10 protein-coding genes are annotated in these 15,039 nt (G+C 64.7%); 5 read left to right on the forward strand and 5 right to left on the reverse strand.

What is annotated here, in order from left to right; translation table 11 throughout:
* Nucleotides 1–30 precede the first annotated feature (30 nt).
* From ACHFGA_RS03990 to ACHFGA_RS04010, 5 genes are all read right to left on the reverse strand, one after another.
* Nucleotides 31–2,772, reverse strand: a complete 2,742-nt coding sequence (locus ACHFGA_RS03990; RefSeq protein ID WP_394281131.1) for a (Fe-S)-binding protein — start codon at nucleotides 2,770–2,772, stop codon at nucleotides 31–33.
* Between the two features lie 69 nt (nucleotides 2,773–2,841).
* Entirely contained in the window at nucleotides 2,842–4,095 is a 1,254-nt protein-coding gene (locus ACHFGA_RS03995) for a Fic family protein (protein WP_394281132.1), read from the reverse strand.
* Nucleotides 4,096–4,194: 99 nt separating this feature from the next.
* Nucleotides 4,195–6,141, reverse strand: a complete 1,947-nt coding sequence (locus tag ACHFGA_RS04000) for an ABC transporter ATP-binding protein (protein ID WP_394281133.1) — start codon at nucleotides 6,139–6,141, stop codon at nucleotides 4,195–4,197.
* Complete coding sequence (locus tag ACHFGA_RS04005; protein ID WP_394281134.1) at nucleotides 6,138–7,844, reverse strand: ABC transporter ATP-binding protein; 1,707 nt, start codon at nucleotides 7,842–7,844, stop codon at nucleotides 6,138–6,140. The genes ACHFGA_RS04000 and ACHFGA_RS04005 overlap by 4 nt, the downstream gene beginning before the upstream one ends.
* A 90-nt stretch (nucleotides 7,845–7,934) precedes the next feature.
* Nucleotides 7,935–9,290 (reverse strand): FAD-dependent oxidoreductase, encoded by a 1,356-nt coding sequence (locus ACHFGA_RS04010; RefSeq protein ID WP_394281135.1) that lies wholly within the window; start codon nucleotides 9,288–9,290, stop codon nucleotides 7,935–7,937.
* A gap of 274 nt (nucleotides 9,291–9,564) precedes the next feature.
* Here ACHFGA_RS04010 and ACHFGA_RS04015 point away from each other — a divergent pair, with 274 nt between their 5' ends.
* The 5 genes from ACHFGA_RS04015 (at nucleotide 9,565) to ACHFGA_RS04035 (ending at nucleotide 15,011) form a co-directional block, all read left to right on the forward strand.
* On the forward strand, nucleotides 9,565–11,232 hold the full coding sequence (locus ACHFGA_RS04015; RefSeq protein ID WP_394281136.1) for a nitrite/sulfite reductase: 1,668 nt from the start codon (nucleotides 9,565–9,567) through the stop codon (nucleotides 11,230–11,232).
* Between the two features lie 209 nt (nucleotides 11,233–11,441).
* Nucleotides 11,442–12,215, forward strand: a complete 774-nt coding sequence (locus ACHFGA_RS04020; protein ID WP_394281173.1) for a phosphoadenylyl-sulfate reductase — start codon at nucleotides 11,442–11,444, stop codon at nucleotides 12,213–12,215.
* Entirely contained in the window at nucleotides 12,212–13,114 is a 903-nt protein-coding gene (gene cysD, locus ACHFGA_RS04025) for a sulfate adenylyltransferase subunit CysD (protein ID WP_394281137.1), read from the forward strand. Before ACHFGA_RS04020 ends, cysD begins: the two co-directional genes overlap by 4 nt.
* Complete coding sequence (locus ACHFGA_RS04030; protein ID WP_394281138.1) at nucleotides 13,114–14,325, forward strand: sulfate adenylyltransferase subunit 1; 1,212 nt, start codon at nucleotides 13,114–13,116, stop codon at nucleotides 14,323–14,325. The genes cysD and ACHFGA_RS04030 overlap by 1 nt, the downstream gene beginning before the upstream one ends.
* Nucleotides 14,322–15,011, forward strand: coding sequence for a sirohydrochlorin chelatase (locus ACHFGA_RS04035; protein ID WP_394281139.1), 690 nt, complete (start codon nucleotides 14,322–14,324; stop codon nucleotides 15,009–15,011). Before ACHFGA_RS04030 ends, ACHFGA_RS04035 begins: the two co-directional genes overlap by 4 nt.
* Nucleotides 15,012–15,039 lie beyond the last annotated feature (28 nt).

Below are 15,039 nucleotides of genomic sequence, written 5' to 3' on the forward strand. Positions count from 1 at the left end.
AGAGGCAAGCCCGGCGGCAATGGTCAGCCCTTAGCGATCATCCTCCGGAGCCGGTGGCGCGGGTGGAGTTGGAGGTGCAGGCGGTGCAGGCGGCGCGGGTGGAGTTGGCGCAGCGGGCGGCTCTGGTGGTTCCGGCACGTTGGGCGCGGCGGGAGCCGCTGGGGCACTTGGCGCTGGGGGTGCAGCTGGCGGGGTCGGCGCGGCGGGGGCCGATGGAGCCTCTGGCGCCGACGGTGGCGTTGGCGCGGACGGTGCTGCGGGAGCACCTGGCGCTGCCGGGGTCGCTGGAGCTGCAGGCGGGGTTGGTACAGAGGGAGCCTTTGGCGCGGGCGGCGGAGTAGGAGCACCAGGCGCAGCTGGTGGTGTTGGCGCACTCGGGGTGGACGGAGTACTCGGAGCTGCCGGAGCCGCTGGTGCAGCTGGAGGTGGCGTTGGTGCGCTGGGCGCAGCGGGAGCTGCCGGAGCCGCAGGTGGAGTCGGAGCCGAGGGTGCTGCGGGAGCTGCTGGAGGTGGCGTTGGAGCAGCAGGTGCTGCAGGAGCACTGGGGGCCGCCGGAGCCGACGGTGCTGCGGGGGCGGCGGGCGCAGCGGGTGCGCTCGGCGCGGCTGGGGCAGCAGCAGGCGGGGTCGGGGCGTCGTCGTTAAGCGCGGCGGTTGAGCCGGTAGCGGGCTTGCGCTTCGGCGTGATCGTCAGGGTTGCGCGAGAGGGATTGACGAAGGATTTTTCGGCGGGGGCGGGGAGTTCGCCGTCGACGAGGATGGAATCGCGAAGCAGGGTGGACACGTCGCGCGGGTTGGCGGCGGCGCCCAGGGCCTTCACGCCGCCGGCGAACATGTTGTTGCAGAACGGGCAGCCGGTCGCGATGTCGGTGGCGCCGGTGGCCAGCGCCTGCTCGGTGCGGAACTCGTTAACGCGCTGGCCGATATTCTCCTCCATGAACATGCGGGCACCGCCGGCGCCACAGCAGAAGGCCTCGTCGCGGTTGTTCTCCATCTCGGTGACCTGCACGCCGGTGGATTCGAGCAGTTCACGTGGCGGATCGAAGATTTTGTTGTGGCGGCCGAGGAAACACGGATCGTGGTAGGTGATCGGCTTGCGGTCCTCCGGGCCACGTGGCACGGGCGTGAGTCGGCCTTCGCGCACCAGCCGGTTCAGCAGTTGGGTGTGGTGGAAGACGTCGAAGTGGCCGTCGAAATCGGGGTATTCGTTGCGGATCGTGTTGAAACAGTGCGGGCACGTGGTCACGATCTTGCGCTGGCCAGCAGGAACGCCGTCGAAAGCAGCATTGAGCGTATCGACGTTCTGTGCGGCCTGCATCTGGAACAGGTACTCGTTGCCGGCGCGTCGGGCAGGATCGCCCGTGCACGTTTCACCGGTGGACAGCACCGCGTACTTCACGCCCGCGGTTTCCAGCAGTTCGACGACGGCGCGGGTGGTGCGCTTGCCGTGATCGTCGTAAGCGCCAGCACAGCCCACCCAGAACAGGTACTCGGTATCGGTGAAATCAGCGATATCCTCGCCGACGACCGGCACCTCCAGGCCGTCGCGGCGCGCTTCCTCCACCCAGCTTGCGCGTTCCGACGAGTTCCTGCCCCACGGGTTGCCCTTCGTCTCAATGTTTTTGAACAGGCCGGTGAGCTCGGAAGGGAACTCGCTTTCGGCCAGCACCTTGAAGCGGCGCAGGTCAGTGATGTGGTCGATGTGCTCGATGTCCACGGGGCACTGGTCCACGCACGCGCCACAACTGGTGCACGACCACAGTACATCCGGGTCCACCTCGCCCGCCATGGACAGCACGTCCAGGCCGGCGTGGGAGTCATAGTTGTCCAGCGCCGAATTTCCCAGGTCCATCATCAACTTCTTCGGGCTCAGCGGTTTGCCTGTGTTCCACGCGGGGCACAGTTCCTGGCAGCGACCGCACTCGGTGCATGCGGTGGAGTCCAGTAGCATCTTCCAGGAGGCGGGGGCGACGGCTTCGTTCACGTCTTCGTCGTCAAGCGACGGCGTCGGCAGCGCGCCCAGGGCCTTGGTGCCGTCGGGGTTGCGCTGGAAGAAGATGGTGAAGAATGCGGCGAAGCGGTGCCATGCCACGCCCGCGTTGAGGTTGCGGGAGACGAACATGACGAAGAGGAGGCCGCCGAGCAGCTTCACCAGGGCGAATGCGGACACCAGCGCGGGCGATGCTGGAAGCAGTTTTGCGATCTGGCCGCTGATGAAATCGGCCCACGGTGCGTTGCCGCCATAGGTGGCGATCTTTGCAGCCTTCACCATCAGCATGCCCAGGCCCTCGGTGAACACGATCGCCTCAATCAGGTACGCATGCCACGACACGGAGTTGAAGAAGCGGGAGCCGCGCTCCGAATCGCCCAGTTTCAGGCGCACGCCTACTAGGAAGAGGATGCCGACGATCGTCGCGACCGCCAGCACTTCCTCAACTAAGTGGTACACGTTCCAGTCCGACAGGATCGGCCACCCGCCAGCCGGGTTAAAAGTCTGAATATAGGCCTCAAACCACACCACGATGCCGAACAGGAAGCCCACCATCACCGCCCAGTGTGCGACGTTGACCAGCGGCTTCCCCTTGAAGTGGGTGTGCCCGAACACTTCCACGATCACGCGCACCAGGCGTTGGCCCCAGTTGTTGAACCGCGACGTCGTCGTCGGCCCTCCCGAGGCGATAAACCGCAGCACCTGCAGCGCGCGGTAGAGGAAATATGCCCACACAGGGATGGAAAGCAGAACGCCGACCCAGCCAAGCACCGTAGAAACCATGCCCTTAGCCTAAACGGTGCCGCCCGGTTTCAGGCAGTCAGTATTCACGCATGCGCTTTACGACGATGGCTAGGCCGCATCGAGGTGGAGTAGCTGCACGCCGCGTTCTGTCAGACCAACGACGAGGGGCTTGTTGCTCAACTTCACAATGAAACCTCGCTGCTCAAGGGAATCTAAAGCGGGGCGCACTGTTTGCTTTGAGCGGCCCAAAAACGAAGCGATCTCGTCCCAGTTGGCCCCTCTGCGCGGGCCGAACATATAGATCTGGCCGAGGAGAAACAGCGTTTTCTTTTCATAGTCGCTGAGGCCGTGAGGATTGTTGTCAGCCCATTCGGCCATTAGGGTGCCCAGCGCATGGAGCGAGGCGCGCTTGTCATGGAGGAATTCCTGCCGGGCCTCTTGCGCGTGCACCAGAATTTTCAGCATGCGCTCTAGGAAGAACGTCGCTTCACCGCGGTTGAGGGGGTGTTCTGCGTCTAGGAAGGCCTTATAGTAGGCGTTCTTTTCTCGCATGATCCCAGCAGAAAGGGACAGCGCGGTGGGGGAGGAGAGCACGTGGCGCAACCTTAGAGCAAGGAGGAACCGGCCGAAGCGACCATTACCGTCATAAAACGGGTGGGTATGTTCCAGCATGAAGTGCTCAATGAAGGCACCCGCCAGGGAGGGGACATTGGCTGCGGAATGGATTCCCAGCATTGCTGTCAGCCGGCCGTGAATGTCTGCTTCTGTGGCTGCGCCGCGGTGGATCGGCTCGTGGTGTCCAGCATCGAAAATGGAGACAGGGCCCGCGCGGAATAGTTCACCGTCCAGCTGATCTTCGGGCGAGATCTCGTCGGCAAGCAAAGAGTCGTAGAGCTGGCGGAGATCCTGCAGGCTGGTTGGGGGCTGCGCGGCCGGGCTCTCGTCGAAAAGCGCGAGGTAGGACCGTGCCATTTCCTGAAACCGTTTAAAAACCGCGCTATTGCTAGGGGTTGAGCGGGCGGCCTCGAGGGCTTCGCTGACTTCTTGAAGGGTGGAATGGATATTTTCGATCTCATTTGTGGACTGAATTTCGTCTACGAGAAGCGAAAAGAGGTAATGGTCCTGCGCGGCCCCTGGGAGCGCCGACCACAGCCGCGACAGGTGAAGTTCATTGGTCCACACGCGCTCGACCAGCGTTGCAAGTTCTGTGGTGAGCACAACGAAGAGGTCGAAGTCACCGACCCTGTAGTTAAAGCGAATGGTCGACGGGCCGTTGAGCCGGGCAGCTAACTCGTGGTCCACCGCGGCCGCAGCGGGCTGCTGGGCCTGATGAAAAAAGGACTTCAGCGGCTTGTATGACACGTCGCCCTCCAGTGCTGATTGCTAATAAACCATAATTTAGCACGCGCCGGAAGGGGATCTATCTTATAAAAAACGCGAATTTCAGAAGATAGTGCCCCGTTATTCGTCGGAAGCGAAGCCCGCCTGGTTCAGATCCCAGTACGCGCCGCGGGCAGCCAGCAGCTCATCGTGGGTGCCCTGCTCGACGATGCGCCCCGCCTGCATCACTAGGATCAGGTCGGCGTCACGGATCGTCGACAAGCGATGCGCGATAACGAAACTCGTCCGGTCGGCCTGCAACGCGCCCATCGCGCGCTGCACCTGCACCTCGGTGCGCGTGTCCACGGAAGAGGTGGCTTCGTCCAGGATGAGCAGGGAAGGCTTAACGACGAAGGCCCGCGCGATCGTGATCAACTGGCGTTCACCGGCGGAGAGCGCGCCGCCGTCTTGGTCGATGATGGTGTCGTAGCCGTCGGGAAGCGCGTGCACGAAGCGGTCCACGTAGGTGGCCTTCGCCGCGGCGATCACTTCTTCGTCGGTGGCGTCGAGGCGGCCGTAGCGGATGTTGTCCATGATGGTGCCCTCGAAGAGTACCGCGTCTTGGAGCACCATGCCGATCTGGCTGCGCAGTGCCTCGCGCGACATCTGGCGGGTGTCCACCCCGTCGAGCAGGATCTGGCCGGAGTCGATCTCATAGAAGCGCATGATCAGGTTCACCAGTGTGGTCTTGCCGGCGCCGGTGGGGCCGACGATGGCGACCTTCTGGCCCGGCTGCACCTCTACGTTGAGGTTCTGGATCAGCGGCTCGTCGGTGTAGGAGAAGGAGACGTCGCGGAACTCCACGTGGCCGCTCGCGCGCTGCGCTGTCTCTGCCTGAGCTTGGGCCTGGGCTTGCGAAGGCTCCTCTTCCTCGGCATCCAAGAATTCGAAGACGCGCTCGGCCGAGGCCACGCCGGACTGCACCATCTGAGCCATGCCGCCCAGCTCACCCAGCGGCTGGTTGAACTGGCGCGAGTACTGGATGAACGCGGTGGCAGCGCCCAAAGACAGGGAACCGCCGGCCACCATCAACCCACCGAACACGGCGACCGCCACGTAGGAGAGGTAGGAGATGAACTGCATGATCGGCATCATCAGGCCAGAAAGGAATTGGGCCATCGATGCGGCGCCGAAGAGTTCGCGGTTGCGCTCGTCGAAAAGCGACTGCGCCTCGTCGTGACGCCCAAAGATCGTCAGCACCTCGTGGCCGGAGAAAGTTTCCTCCACGTGCCCGTTGAGCTGGCCCGTGGCGCGCCACTGGTTTTTGAAGTGGGACTGGGAGCGGCTGCCGATCACGCCGATCACGATGGCTGTCAGCGGGATCGCCAGGAGCGCTACCAAGGTCAGCCGCCAGGAGACGGTGAACATCATCACCATGATGCCCAGCACCATCAGCACGGACTGCAGCGCCTGAGACAGCGATTGTTGGAGGGCCTGTTGCACGTTGTCGACGTCGTTGGTGGTGCGCGAGAGGATATCGCCGCGCTGGCCGCGGTCGAAGTAGCTCAGCGGCAGGCGGTTCAGCTTCGCCTCGACGTCGGCGCGCAGCTGGTAAATAATGCGCATCACCAGGCGGTTGAGCAGGAAGCCCTGCAGCCACATCAGCACGCCGGCTCCCACGTACAGCGCCAGCACCACGAGGATCAGCTGGCCCAGCAGCCCGAAATCGATGCCCGCGCCCGGCACCAGGTCCATGCCGGAGAGCATGTCCGCGAACTGGTCCTGGCCGCCCGCGCGCAGGCCGGCGATCACCTCGTCCTTGCTGGCACCGGCGGGCAACTGGCCGCTCACCGCGCCGTTGAAGATCACGTCGACGGCACGCCCCATCACGCGCGGGGCGTACACGTTGAGCAGCACCGACAGCACCACCAGCACGACGACCACGCCAAAGCCCACCTTGTGCGGGGCAAGCAGCCCGAGCAGCCGCTTGGCGCTGGGCCAGAAATTCTTCGCCGTGCGCGGTGCGTCGTGTTCGCCGGCGGCGCCCTGGAGCTCCAGGATCTCTTCGTCAGTCAGCTCATTGCTCATTGGGAGACCTCCATCTGTGAACGCACGATCTCCGCGTATGTCGGCGAAGATTCCACCAGTTCATCGTGTCTACCGCGGGCCACGATCTGCCCGGCGTCCAGCACCAAAATCTGGTCGGCATCGATGATGGAGCTGACGCGCTGCGCCACGATCACCACAGTCGCATCACTCAGCTGCGGCAGGAGCGCTGCGCGCAGATTCTTGTCGGTGGCCATGTCTAGCGCGGAGAAGGAATCATCGAACACATAGATCTTTCGCTTATCGACGATCGCCCGCGCAATACACAGCCGCTGGCGCTGGCCGCCCGAGACGTTGGTGCCGCCCTGTGCGATTGGCATATCCAGCGACTCCACGAAGTGTGCCTGCGCCGTCTTAAGCGCGCGCCACAGTTCCTCATCGGTCGCATCCGGATTGGCCACGCGCAGGTTGGAGGCCACGGTGCCGGAAAAGAGGTAAGGCTTCTGCGACACCATTGTGACAGAGCGCACCAGCTCTTCCCTGGCGAGCGAGGAGACGGGGGTGTCGTCGATAAGCACCGTGCCCTCCGTCGCCTCAAACAGGCGGGGGATCAGGTTGACCAGCGTGGTCTTGCCGGAGCCGGTCGCGCCGATGATCGCGGTGACCGTACCAGGGGTGGCGCTGAACGTGATGTCGTCGAGGACAGGGGCATCCGCGCCGGGGTAGGTGAAACTGACGTTGTCGAAGGTGAGGCGGCCGGTGGTGGGGGCGGCGGTGCCATCGGAGGTCATGGAGGGCTCGTGCGCCAGGATCTCGGTGATGCGGGTGGCACACACCATCGCGCGCGGCAGCATCATGGCCATGAACGCGCCCATCATCACGGCCGCCAGGATCTGTAGCAGGTACTGCAGGAAGGCGGTGAGCGAGCCGACCTCCACGTCGCCGGCCTCCACGCGGTGGCCGCCGAACCACAGCACGGCGGCGGTGGCTGCGTTGAGCACGATCATGATCAGCGGGAACATCAGCACGAAGATATTGCCGATGCGTACGCTGAGCCGGGTCAGGTCGCGGTTGGCGGCGTCGAAACGCTGGGTTTCGTGGTCCTCGCGGGTGAAGGCGCGCACCACGCGCACGCCGGTGATCTGCTCGCGCAGTACGCCGTTGATGCGGTCGATCTTGCCCTGCATGCTGCGGAAGAGTGGCAGGAGCGCCAGGATCAGGCCGGTGACCACCACCGCGAGCACCAGCACCGAGACGGCGACGAGCCAGCTCATGCCGGGGTCCTCGCGGATGGCCATCACCACGCCGCCGACCATCATGATCGGCACCGCCACCATGAAGTTCAGAAACATCAGGAAGGTCATCTGCACCTGCTGCACATCATTGGTGCCGCGGGTGATCAAGGTGCCGGCTCCGAAGTGGCTCATGTCTTCGGCAGAAAAGCGCGCGACGCGGTGGAAGATGTGTTCCCGCAAGTCCCGGCCGACGCCCATCGCGGTGCGTGAACCGAACCACACCGCCGCGCAGGCAGCGATCACCTGCACAAACGCGACGACCAGCATGATGCCGCCGACGCGCCAGATGAAGGGCACATCGCCGCGGGCCACGCCTTCGTCGATAATGCGGGCGTTCAGGCTGGGTAAATATAAGGTGGCGGCGGTGGTCAGCGTTTGCAGCACAACCACCGCAATAATGGCGCCGGCGTACGGGCGGGCGCGACGCGCTAAGAGGCGGAGCAGATCCATGGGGCGGGGGAGGCCTTTACATTTCTGGCGTTAAAATGACAGTACAAATGACCTCGCCGATTTTAAGCTAAAGAACACACTTTTGCGTATTTAGCTGACCACCGGCACTGCGCGCGCGTGCTGCACCATATCTTCCCACTCGACGATCTTCTTGCGCTCGCGTCCATAAATCTCGCAGCCCTCGCCGGCGGCGCGCTCGGCGGCATCCAGGCGGTGCCAGCCCTCCCAGGTGGTATACGGGATCCCGCGGGATTCCAGCAGTTCGACGATCGCCTCTGGGCCCTCATGCTTGCGCGGGGTGAGGCGGCCGGCCTGGGCATCGTCGACAAGCAGGTCGGTGGTTTCCTTCGCGTCGGACTTGGTGTTGCCGATCAGGCCGACCGGGCCGCGCTTGATCCAGCCGGTCACGTACAGGCCGTCGTTGACCTTGCCTTTTCCGCTTTCCGACGGGATCACGTTGCGCTCATGGTCAAACGGCACGCCGGGAAGTGGCTCGCTGCGGTAGCCGATGGCGTGGTACACGGCCTGGACGGGCCAGTCGGTGAATTCGCCCGTGCCGACGACATTGCCCGCGCCGTCATATTCTTGGCGTTCGGTGCGCAGCCCGACAACTGTATTGTCTTGCGCCAGCAACACCTCGACGGGTTCTTCAAAGAAGTGGATGTGCAGCGTGTGCGGGGCGTCCTTCGGCTCGCGCAGCGCGTACTGCTCAAGCACCTGGCAGTTCAGGTCCACGGACTTGTTCGCGCGGCGGGCGGCGACGGAATCCTCGTCGTATTCGATGTCTTCAGCGCTGACCACCACGTTGATCGTGTCGGACAGGTCCAGCTCCTTCAGCTCTTTCGGCGTGAACTTGGCCTGCGCCGGGCCGCGCCTGCCGAAGAGGTGCACTTCTTCCGCCTGGTTGTTGCTTAACGACGAATACACGTTGTCGGGTATTTCGGTGACCAGGAGCTCGTCGCCTGTCTTGGCCAGGATGCGCGCAATGTCCAACCCGACGTTGCCCACACCAATCACCGCGACCTGGCGGGCGGAGAGTTCCCAGTCGCGCTCGAAGCGGGGGTTGCCGTCGTAGAAGCCGACGAACTCGCCGGCGCCGATGGAGTGCTCGCCGCCCGGGATGGTCAGGGCCTTATCGCGGACCGCGCCGGTGGAGATGACGATGGCGTCGTAGTAGTCGCGCAGCTCATCAATGGTGATGTCGGTGCCCACGGTGATATTGCCCAGCAGGCGCAGGTGCGGCTTATCCAGCACGTTGTGCAGGGACTTCACGATGCCCTTGATGCGCGGGTGGTCCGGGGCCACGCCATAGCGGATCAGGCCGAAGGGGGCCGGCATCTGCTCGAAGAGGTCGACGTAGATGTCGTGTTCTTCGTTGCGGATCAGCAGGTCGCTGGCGTAGATGCCGGCCGGTCCTGCTCCAATAACTGCGACGCGCAAGCTCATGATGCACGGTCCTTTCCAAATTCAACACTATCTAGACTGCTTGGTCTGTAAACGTAGCCAGTGAACGGGGTGCTGTAAAGCGAAACGCGCAATAAAATTCACGCACGTCAGGCGCTAAAATTTAGATTCAACCGGGTCGGTGCAGCTCAGGGGGGTGGTGGGGCGCTCGTCGATAAGCAACTATTGCAATAGACAAATTGGTACGGTTACTGTTCACTGCATTAGCAAAACACGGAACACAAAGTAGACCATCCGGTCTGAAAGAGGAGCAGCGATGCCTACCACCACCGCGTCACCACGCCCCCGGTCGAAGAAACCCGAAGGCCAGTGGAAGATCGATGGCACAACGCCACTCAACCACGACGAAGAGGTCAAGCAGGTCGAACCCGTTCTTGAAGTCAAGCAACGCGTCATCGACATCTACTCCAAGCAAGGCTTCGACTCCATCCCCGCCGACGACCTCGCCCCCCGCTTCAAGTGGCTGGGAATGTACACCCAGCGCAAGCAGAACCTCGGCGGCGAGCACACCGGCAAGGACAACTCCGAGCTCCAGGACCGCTACTTCATGATGCGTATCCGCTTCGACGGCGGCCGCTGCACCACCGAACAGGCCCGCGCCGTCGGCGAAATCTCGCGCGACTGGGCCCGCTCCACCATCGATCTGACCGACCGCCAGAACATCCAGCTGCACTGGGTCGAGATCGAAAACGTGCCCGCGATCTGGGAGAAGCTCGACTCCGTCGGTTTAAGCACCCTCGACGGCTGCGGCGACGTCCCGCGCGTCATCCTCGGCTCGCCGGTCGCGGGCATCGCCGCCGACGAATTCATCGACGCCACCCCCGCCATCGAAACCATCAGCCGCGGCCTGGTCACCCGCGAAGAATTCCAAAACCTGCCGCGCAAGTTCAAATCCGCCATCTCCGGCAACGCCCGCCAGGACGTCACCCACGAGATCCAGGACCTCGCCTTCCAGGCCGTCGAGCACCCCGAGCTCGGCCCCGGCTTCCAGGTATACGTGGGCGGCGGCTTATCGACGAACCCTATGCTGGCCCAGCCCCTCGGCGTCTTCGTCACCCTGGAGCAGGTCCCGGAGGTGTGGGCCAATGTGGTGCGCATCTTCCGCGACTACGGCTACCGCCGCCTGCGCAACCGGGCGCGCCTGAAGTTCCTGGTGGCGCAGTGGGGCGTCGAAAAGTTCCGCGAAGTGCTCGAAGAGTACCTGGGCTACGCCCTGCCCGACGGCCCTGCCGCGCCCACCAACCCGATCGACCGGGACCACATCGGCCTGCACAAGCAGAAGGACGGCAACTACTACCTGGGCGTCAAGCCGACCCTGGGGCACCTCTCGGGCGAGCAGCTGATCGCCGTGGCGGATCTCGCCGAATCCCACGGCCTGAGCCGCCTGCGCTTCACCCCGTTCAAGGAGCTGCTCTTCCTAGACATCCCGGAAAACAAGATCGACGCGCTCACCGCCGACCTCGACCAGATGGGCCTGTTCTCCAAGCCCAGCGAGTTCCGCCGCGGCCTGCTCAGCTGCACCGGCCTGGAGTACTGCAAGCTGGCGCACGTGACGACGAAGTCCCGCGCCATCGAGCTTGCCGACGAGCTGGAGGACCGCTTCGGCGACCTCGATAGCCCAATCACGATTGCCCTCAACGGCTGCCCCAACGCCTGCGCCCGCACGCAGATCGCCGACATCGGGCTGAAGGGCCAGACCGTCACGGACGCCGACGGCAACCGCGTCGAAGGCTTCCAGGTCCACCTCGGCGGTACCCTGGGCGAGGGCGCCAACTTCGGCCGCAAGATCCGCGGCCACAAGGTCACCTCGACGGAACTGACGGACTACGTCACCCGCGTGGTCGGCAACTACCTGCGCGACCGCAACGACGGCGAAAACTTCCGCGAGTGGCTCGTACGCGCCGACGAGGAGGACATCAAATGAGTTTCCGCCGGAAACCGAACCCCAACCGCAACCACCCCACCTTCTGCCCGTACTGCGCCGGCGAAGACCTCTACCCGAACGAGGAAACCGACTTCGCCTGGAAGTGCCACGAGTGCTTGCGCATCTTCGACGTCCGCTTCTACGGCCAGGACGACCCCGAAACCCCGCCCGCACCCGCGCCCTCCACCCACGAGGCGCTGCAGAAGTCCCTGGCCCGCCTCAACCTCGGCACGAACTTCCGCGACCCCGGCGTCAGCCCCGACGGCCCCACCAGCACGCGCGCGCTTAACGACGACACCCTGCGCCGCAACCAGGCGCTCGTCGATAAGTGGGCCGACACGCTTTACGACGAATCCGCCGAGAACATTCTGGACTGGGCCCATGAGCACGTGTCTGAAGACCTCGTCGTCACGCTGAGCATGGAAAATACCGTGCTCGCGGAACTGGCCAAGGACCACCTGCCCGGCGCGGACTTCCTCTTCCTGGACACCGGCTACCACTTCGCCGAGACCCTTGAGGTGGCGGACCAAGTGGAGGCGCGTTACCCGGATCAGAAGCTGGTGCGCGCCCTGCCGGTGCTGTCCCGCGCGGAGCAGGACGCGACCTACGGGCCGAACCTATACCTGTCAAATCCGACGGCGTGCTGCCGGATGCGCAAGGTGGAGCCGCTGGCGGTGCAGCTGTCGGACTATGTGGGCTGGGTGACTGGCCTGCGTCGCGACGACGGGCCGACCCGCGCGAACGCCCCGGCGCTGTCGCTCGATGACACCGGCCGGCTGAAGATTTCCCCGCTGGTCACCTGGACCTTGGAGGACACGGACCGCTATATCGCCGAGCACGATTTGATCATCCACCCGCTGACCCAGCAGGGCTACCCGTCCATCGGGTGCGAAACCTGCACCTTGCCCGTCGCTGAGAGCGAGGACCCGCGCGCCGGGCGCTGGGCTGGTCAGAACAAGACAGAATGTGGGCTCCACTCATGACACAACTTTCGCCACACCTCAAAGATCTAGAAAACGAATCGATCCACATCCTGCGTGAGGTGGCCGGCCAGTTCGATAAGGTCGGTCTGCTGTTTTCGGGCGGGAAAGATTCGTGTGTCGTCTTCGAGCTGGCGCGCCGCGCTTTCGCCCCGGCCGCCATGCCGATCGAGCTGCTGCACGTGGACACCGGGCACAACTTCCCGGAGGTGATTGAGTTTCGCGATGCGCTTATCGACGAGACCGGCGCCCGCCTGCGCGTGGCCGAAGTCCAGGACTGGATCGACCGCGGCGACCTCGTGGAACGCCCCGACGGCACCCGCAACCCGTTGCAGACCATCCCGCTGGTGGAGACGATCGCCGAGGTGGGCTATGATGCCGTGCTCGGTGGCGCCCGCCGTGATGAGGAGCGCGCCCGTGCCAAGGAGCGCGTCTTCTCCGTGCGCGACAGCTTCGGCGGGTGGGATCCGCGCCGCCAGCGCCCCGAGCTGTGGGACCTGTACAACGGCCAGAAACTGCCGGGCGAAAATATTCGCGTGTTTCCCATCTCCAACTGGACGGAGGCGGACGTGTGGGAGTACATCGGTGCCCGCAACATCGCCCTGCCGCCGATCTATTTCGCCCACGACCGCGAAGTATTCCAGCGCGACGGCATGTGGCTCACCCCCATGCCTGGTGTGCTGGTACCGAAAGAGGGCGAGGAAATCGTCGTCAAGCGTGTGCGTTACCGGACCGTCGGCGACATGAGCTGCACCGGCGCAATCGAGTCCGACGCCACCACCATCGACGAGGTGCTGCGCGAGATCGCCACCTCCACGCTCACCGAACGCGGCGCCACGCGTGCCGACGACCGCCTGAGTGAATCCGCCATGGAAGACCGCAAGAAGGAAGGCTACTTCTGATGAACGACCGCCAAACACTCCGCCTGTGCACCGCGGGCAGCGTCGATGACGGGAAGTCCACCTTCGTGGGGCGCCTCCTGCACGACACCAAATCCGTGCTCGCCGACCAGCTTGCTTCCGTGGAACGCACCAGCGCCGACCGCGGCTTCGACGGGCTGGACCTCTCGTTGCTTGTCGACGGGCTACGCGCCGAGCGCGAGCAGGGCATCACCATCGACGTGGCCTACCGCTACTTCGCCACCGACAAGCGCGCCTTCATCCTCGCCGATACGCCGGGGCATGTGCAGTACACGCGCAACACGGTGACTGGCATGTCGACGTCGCAGGTGGTGGTGCTGCTTGTCGACGCCCGCCACGGCGTGGTCGAGCAGACGCTGCGCCACCTCAACGTGGCCGCCCTGCTGGAGGTGAAGACCGTGATCCTGGCCGTGAACAAGATCGACCTGGTCGACTACTCCGAGGACACGTTCACCGCGATCCGCGAAAAGTTCATCGCGCACGCCACCGAGCTGGGGATCGCGGACCCACACGTCATCCCGATCTCCGCCCTGCGCGGCGACAACGTCGTCGAACCGTCTACCAACATGGACTGGTACGACGGCCCCACCGTGCTCGAGCTGCTGGAGACCATCCCCGTGAACTCCGGCCGCGCCCTCGACCTGGATTTCCGCCTGCCTATCCAGTACGTCCTGCGCGAGCACGCCACCGACTACCGCGCCTACGCCGGCAACATCACCGCGGGCACCGTGTCTGTCGGTGATGAGATTTCCGCGCCGGGCGGACGCTTAACGACGATCACCCACATCGATACCTCTGACGGGCTGGGCGCGGTGGATCATGCCAAAGCCGGCGATGCTGTGGCTCTACGCCTGGCCGACGATATCGACCTAGTGCGCGGTGACCTCCTTGCCGGCGGCACCAGGCCGGAGGCGGTGCGCGAATTTGAGGCGACCATCGTGGGGCTGACCGACAAGGAGATCACCGACGGCAAAACCGTGAAAGTCCGCTACGGCACCACCCTGGTGCGCGGGCGCGTGACTACGGAGTCGCCGGTGGGCCTCAACGACATCGCCCAGGTGACCATCACCACCGCCGCCGAACTGCCCGTGGAGGAGTACGCCGCCCGCGGTGCTGTGGGCAACTTCCTGCTCATCGACCAGGCATCGGGTAATACTTTGGCGGCAGGGCTCGTCGGAAAGCGTGCCCGATGACCGCACTGATCACCCTGTCGCACGGTTCGCGACACCCGGAGGCGGTCGAGGGCTCCCGCGCCATCACCGCCGCCGCGGGCGAGGCACTGGGCGTGGATGCGGTCGACGCCCACCTCGACTTCACCGCCCCCGACCTCGCCGGGGCCGCCCAGGCGCTCGTCGATAAGCACCATGAGCGGGCCGTGGTCGTGCCGCTGCTGTTCACCGACGCCTACCACGCGAAAGTGGACGTGCCCGCCGCGATCGCTGAAGCCACCGGCATCGAACTGCACTTGGCCGCAGGCCTGGGCCAGGGCGAGGACGTCGCCGCGCTGCTCGCCGCCCGCGCGCCCGCCGACGCCACCCTCGCCCTCTACCCCGTGGGCACTTCCGACGCCGCGGCCGCAGCCGCCACAGAGGCCCTCGGCGCGCGCGTGGCCGAGCTGACGGGGCAACGCACCGTCGTCGTCCCCGCCACCGGCACCGGCCCCGGCCGCCGCGAAGCCGGGCTACGCGCGCTTGCCGACGACAGCCGCGCCCTCCACCTGCTGCCGCTTTTCGTCACCCACGGCACACTGCTGGACCTGGCGGTGGGGTGGCTGAGCGACATCAAAGACGACACCGGCATCGACGTGAGTTACTCGCCGCCGCTGCTGACCGACCTTGTCCCTCTCGTGGTCGACCGCTACCGGGCGAGCACCCAATAAATCGGTTAACCTTTCACACACCCTTGAA

Source organism: Corynebacterium sp. (genome assembly GCF_043426755.1).
Taxonomy (GTDB): domain Bacteria; phylum Actinomycetota; class Actinomycetes; order Mycobacteriales; family Mycobacteriaceae; genus Corynebacterium.

What these genes read in the sequence shown, in the direction of transcription:
- ACHFGA_RS03990 (WP_394281131.1), bottom strand. Translation starts at nt 2,772, where the DNA reads ATGGTTTCTACGGTGCTTGGCTGGGTCGGCGTTCTGCTTTCCATCCCT.
- ACHFGA_RS04035 (WP_394281139.1), top strand. Translation starts at nt 14,322, where the DNA reads ATGACCGCACTGATCACCCTGTCGCACGGTTCGCGACACCCGGAGGCG.
- ACHFGA_RS04030 (WP_394281138.1), top strand. Translation starts at nt 13,114, where the DNA reads ATGAACGACCGCCAAACACTCCGCCTGTGCACCGCGGGCAGCGTCGAT.
- ACHFGA_RS04010 (WP_394281135.1), bottom strand. Translation starts at nt 9,290, where the DNA reads ATGAGCTTGCGCGTCGCAGTTATTGGAGCAGGACCGGCCGGCATCTAC.
- ACHFGA_RS04000 (WP_394281133.1), bottom strand. Translation starts at nt 6,141, where the DNA reads ATGAGCAATGAGCTGACTGACGAAGAGATCCTGGAGCTCCAGGGCGCC.
- cysD (WP_394281137.1), top strand. Translation starts at nt 12,212, where the DNA reads ATGACACAACTTTCGCCACACCTCAAAGATCTAGAAAACGAATCGATC.
- ACHFGA_RS04005 (WP_394281134.1), bottom strand. Translation starts at nt 7,844, where the DNA reads ATGGATCTGCTCCGCCTCTTAGCGCGTCGCGCCCGCCCGTACGCCGGC.
- ACHFGA_RS04015 (WP_394281136.1), top strand. Translation starts at nt 9,565, where the DNA reads ATGCCTACCACCACCGCGTCACCACGCCCCCGGTCGAAGAAACCCGAA.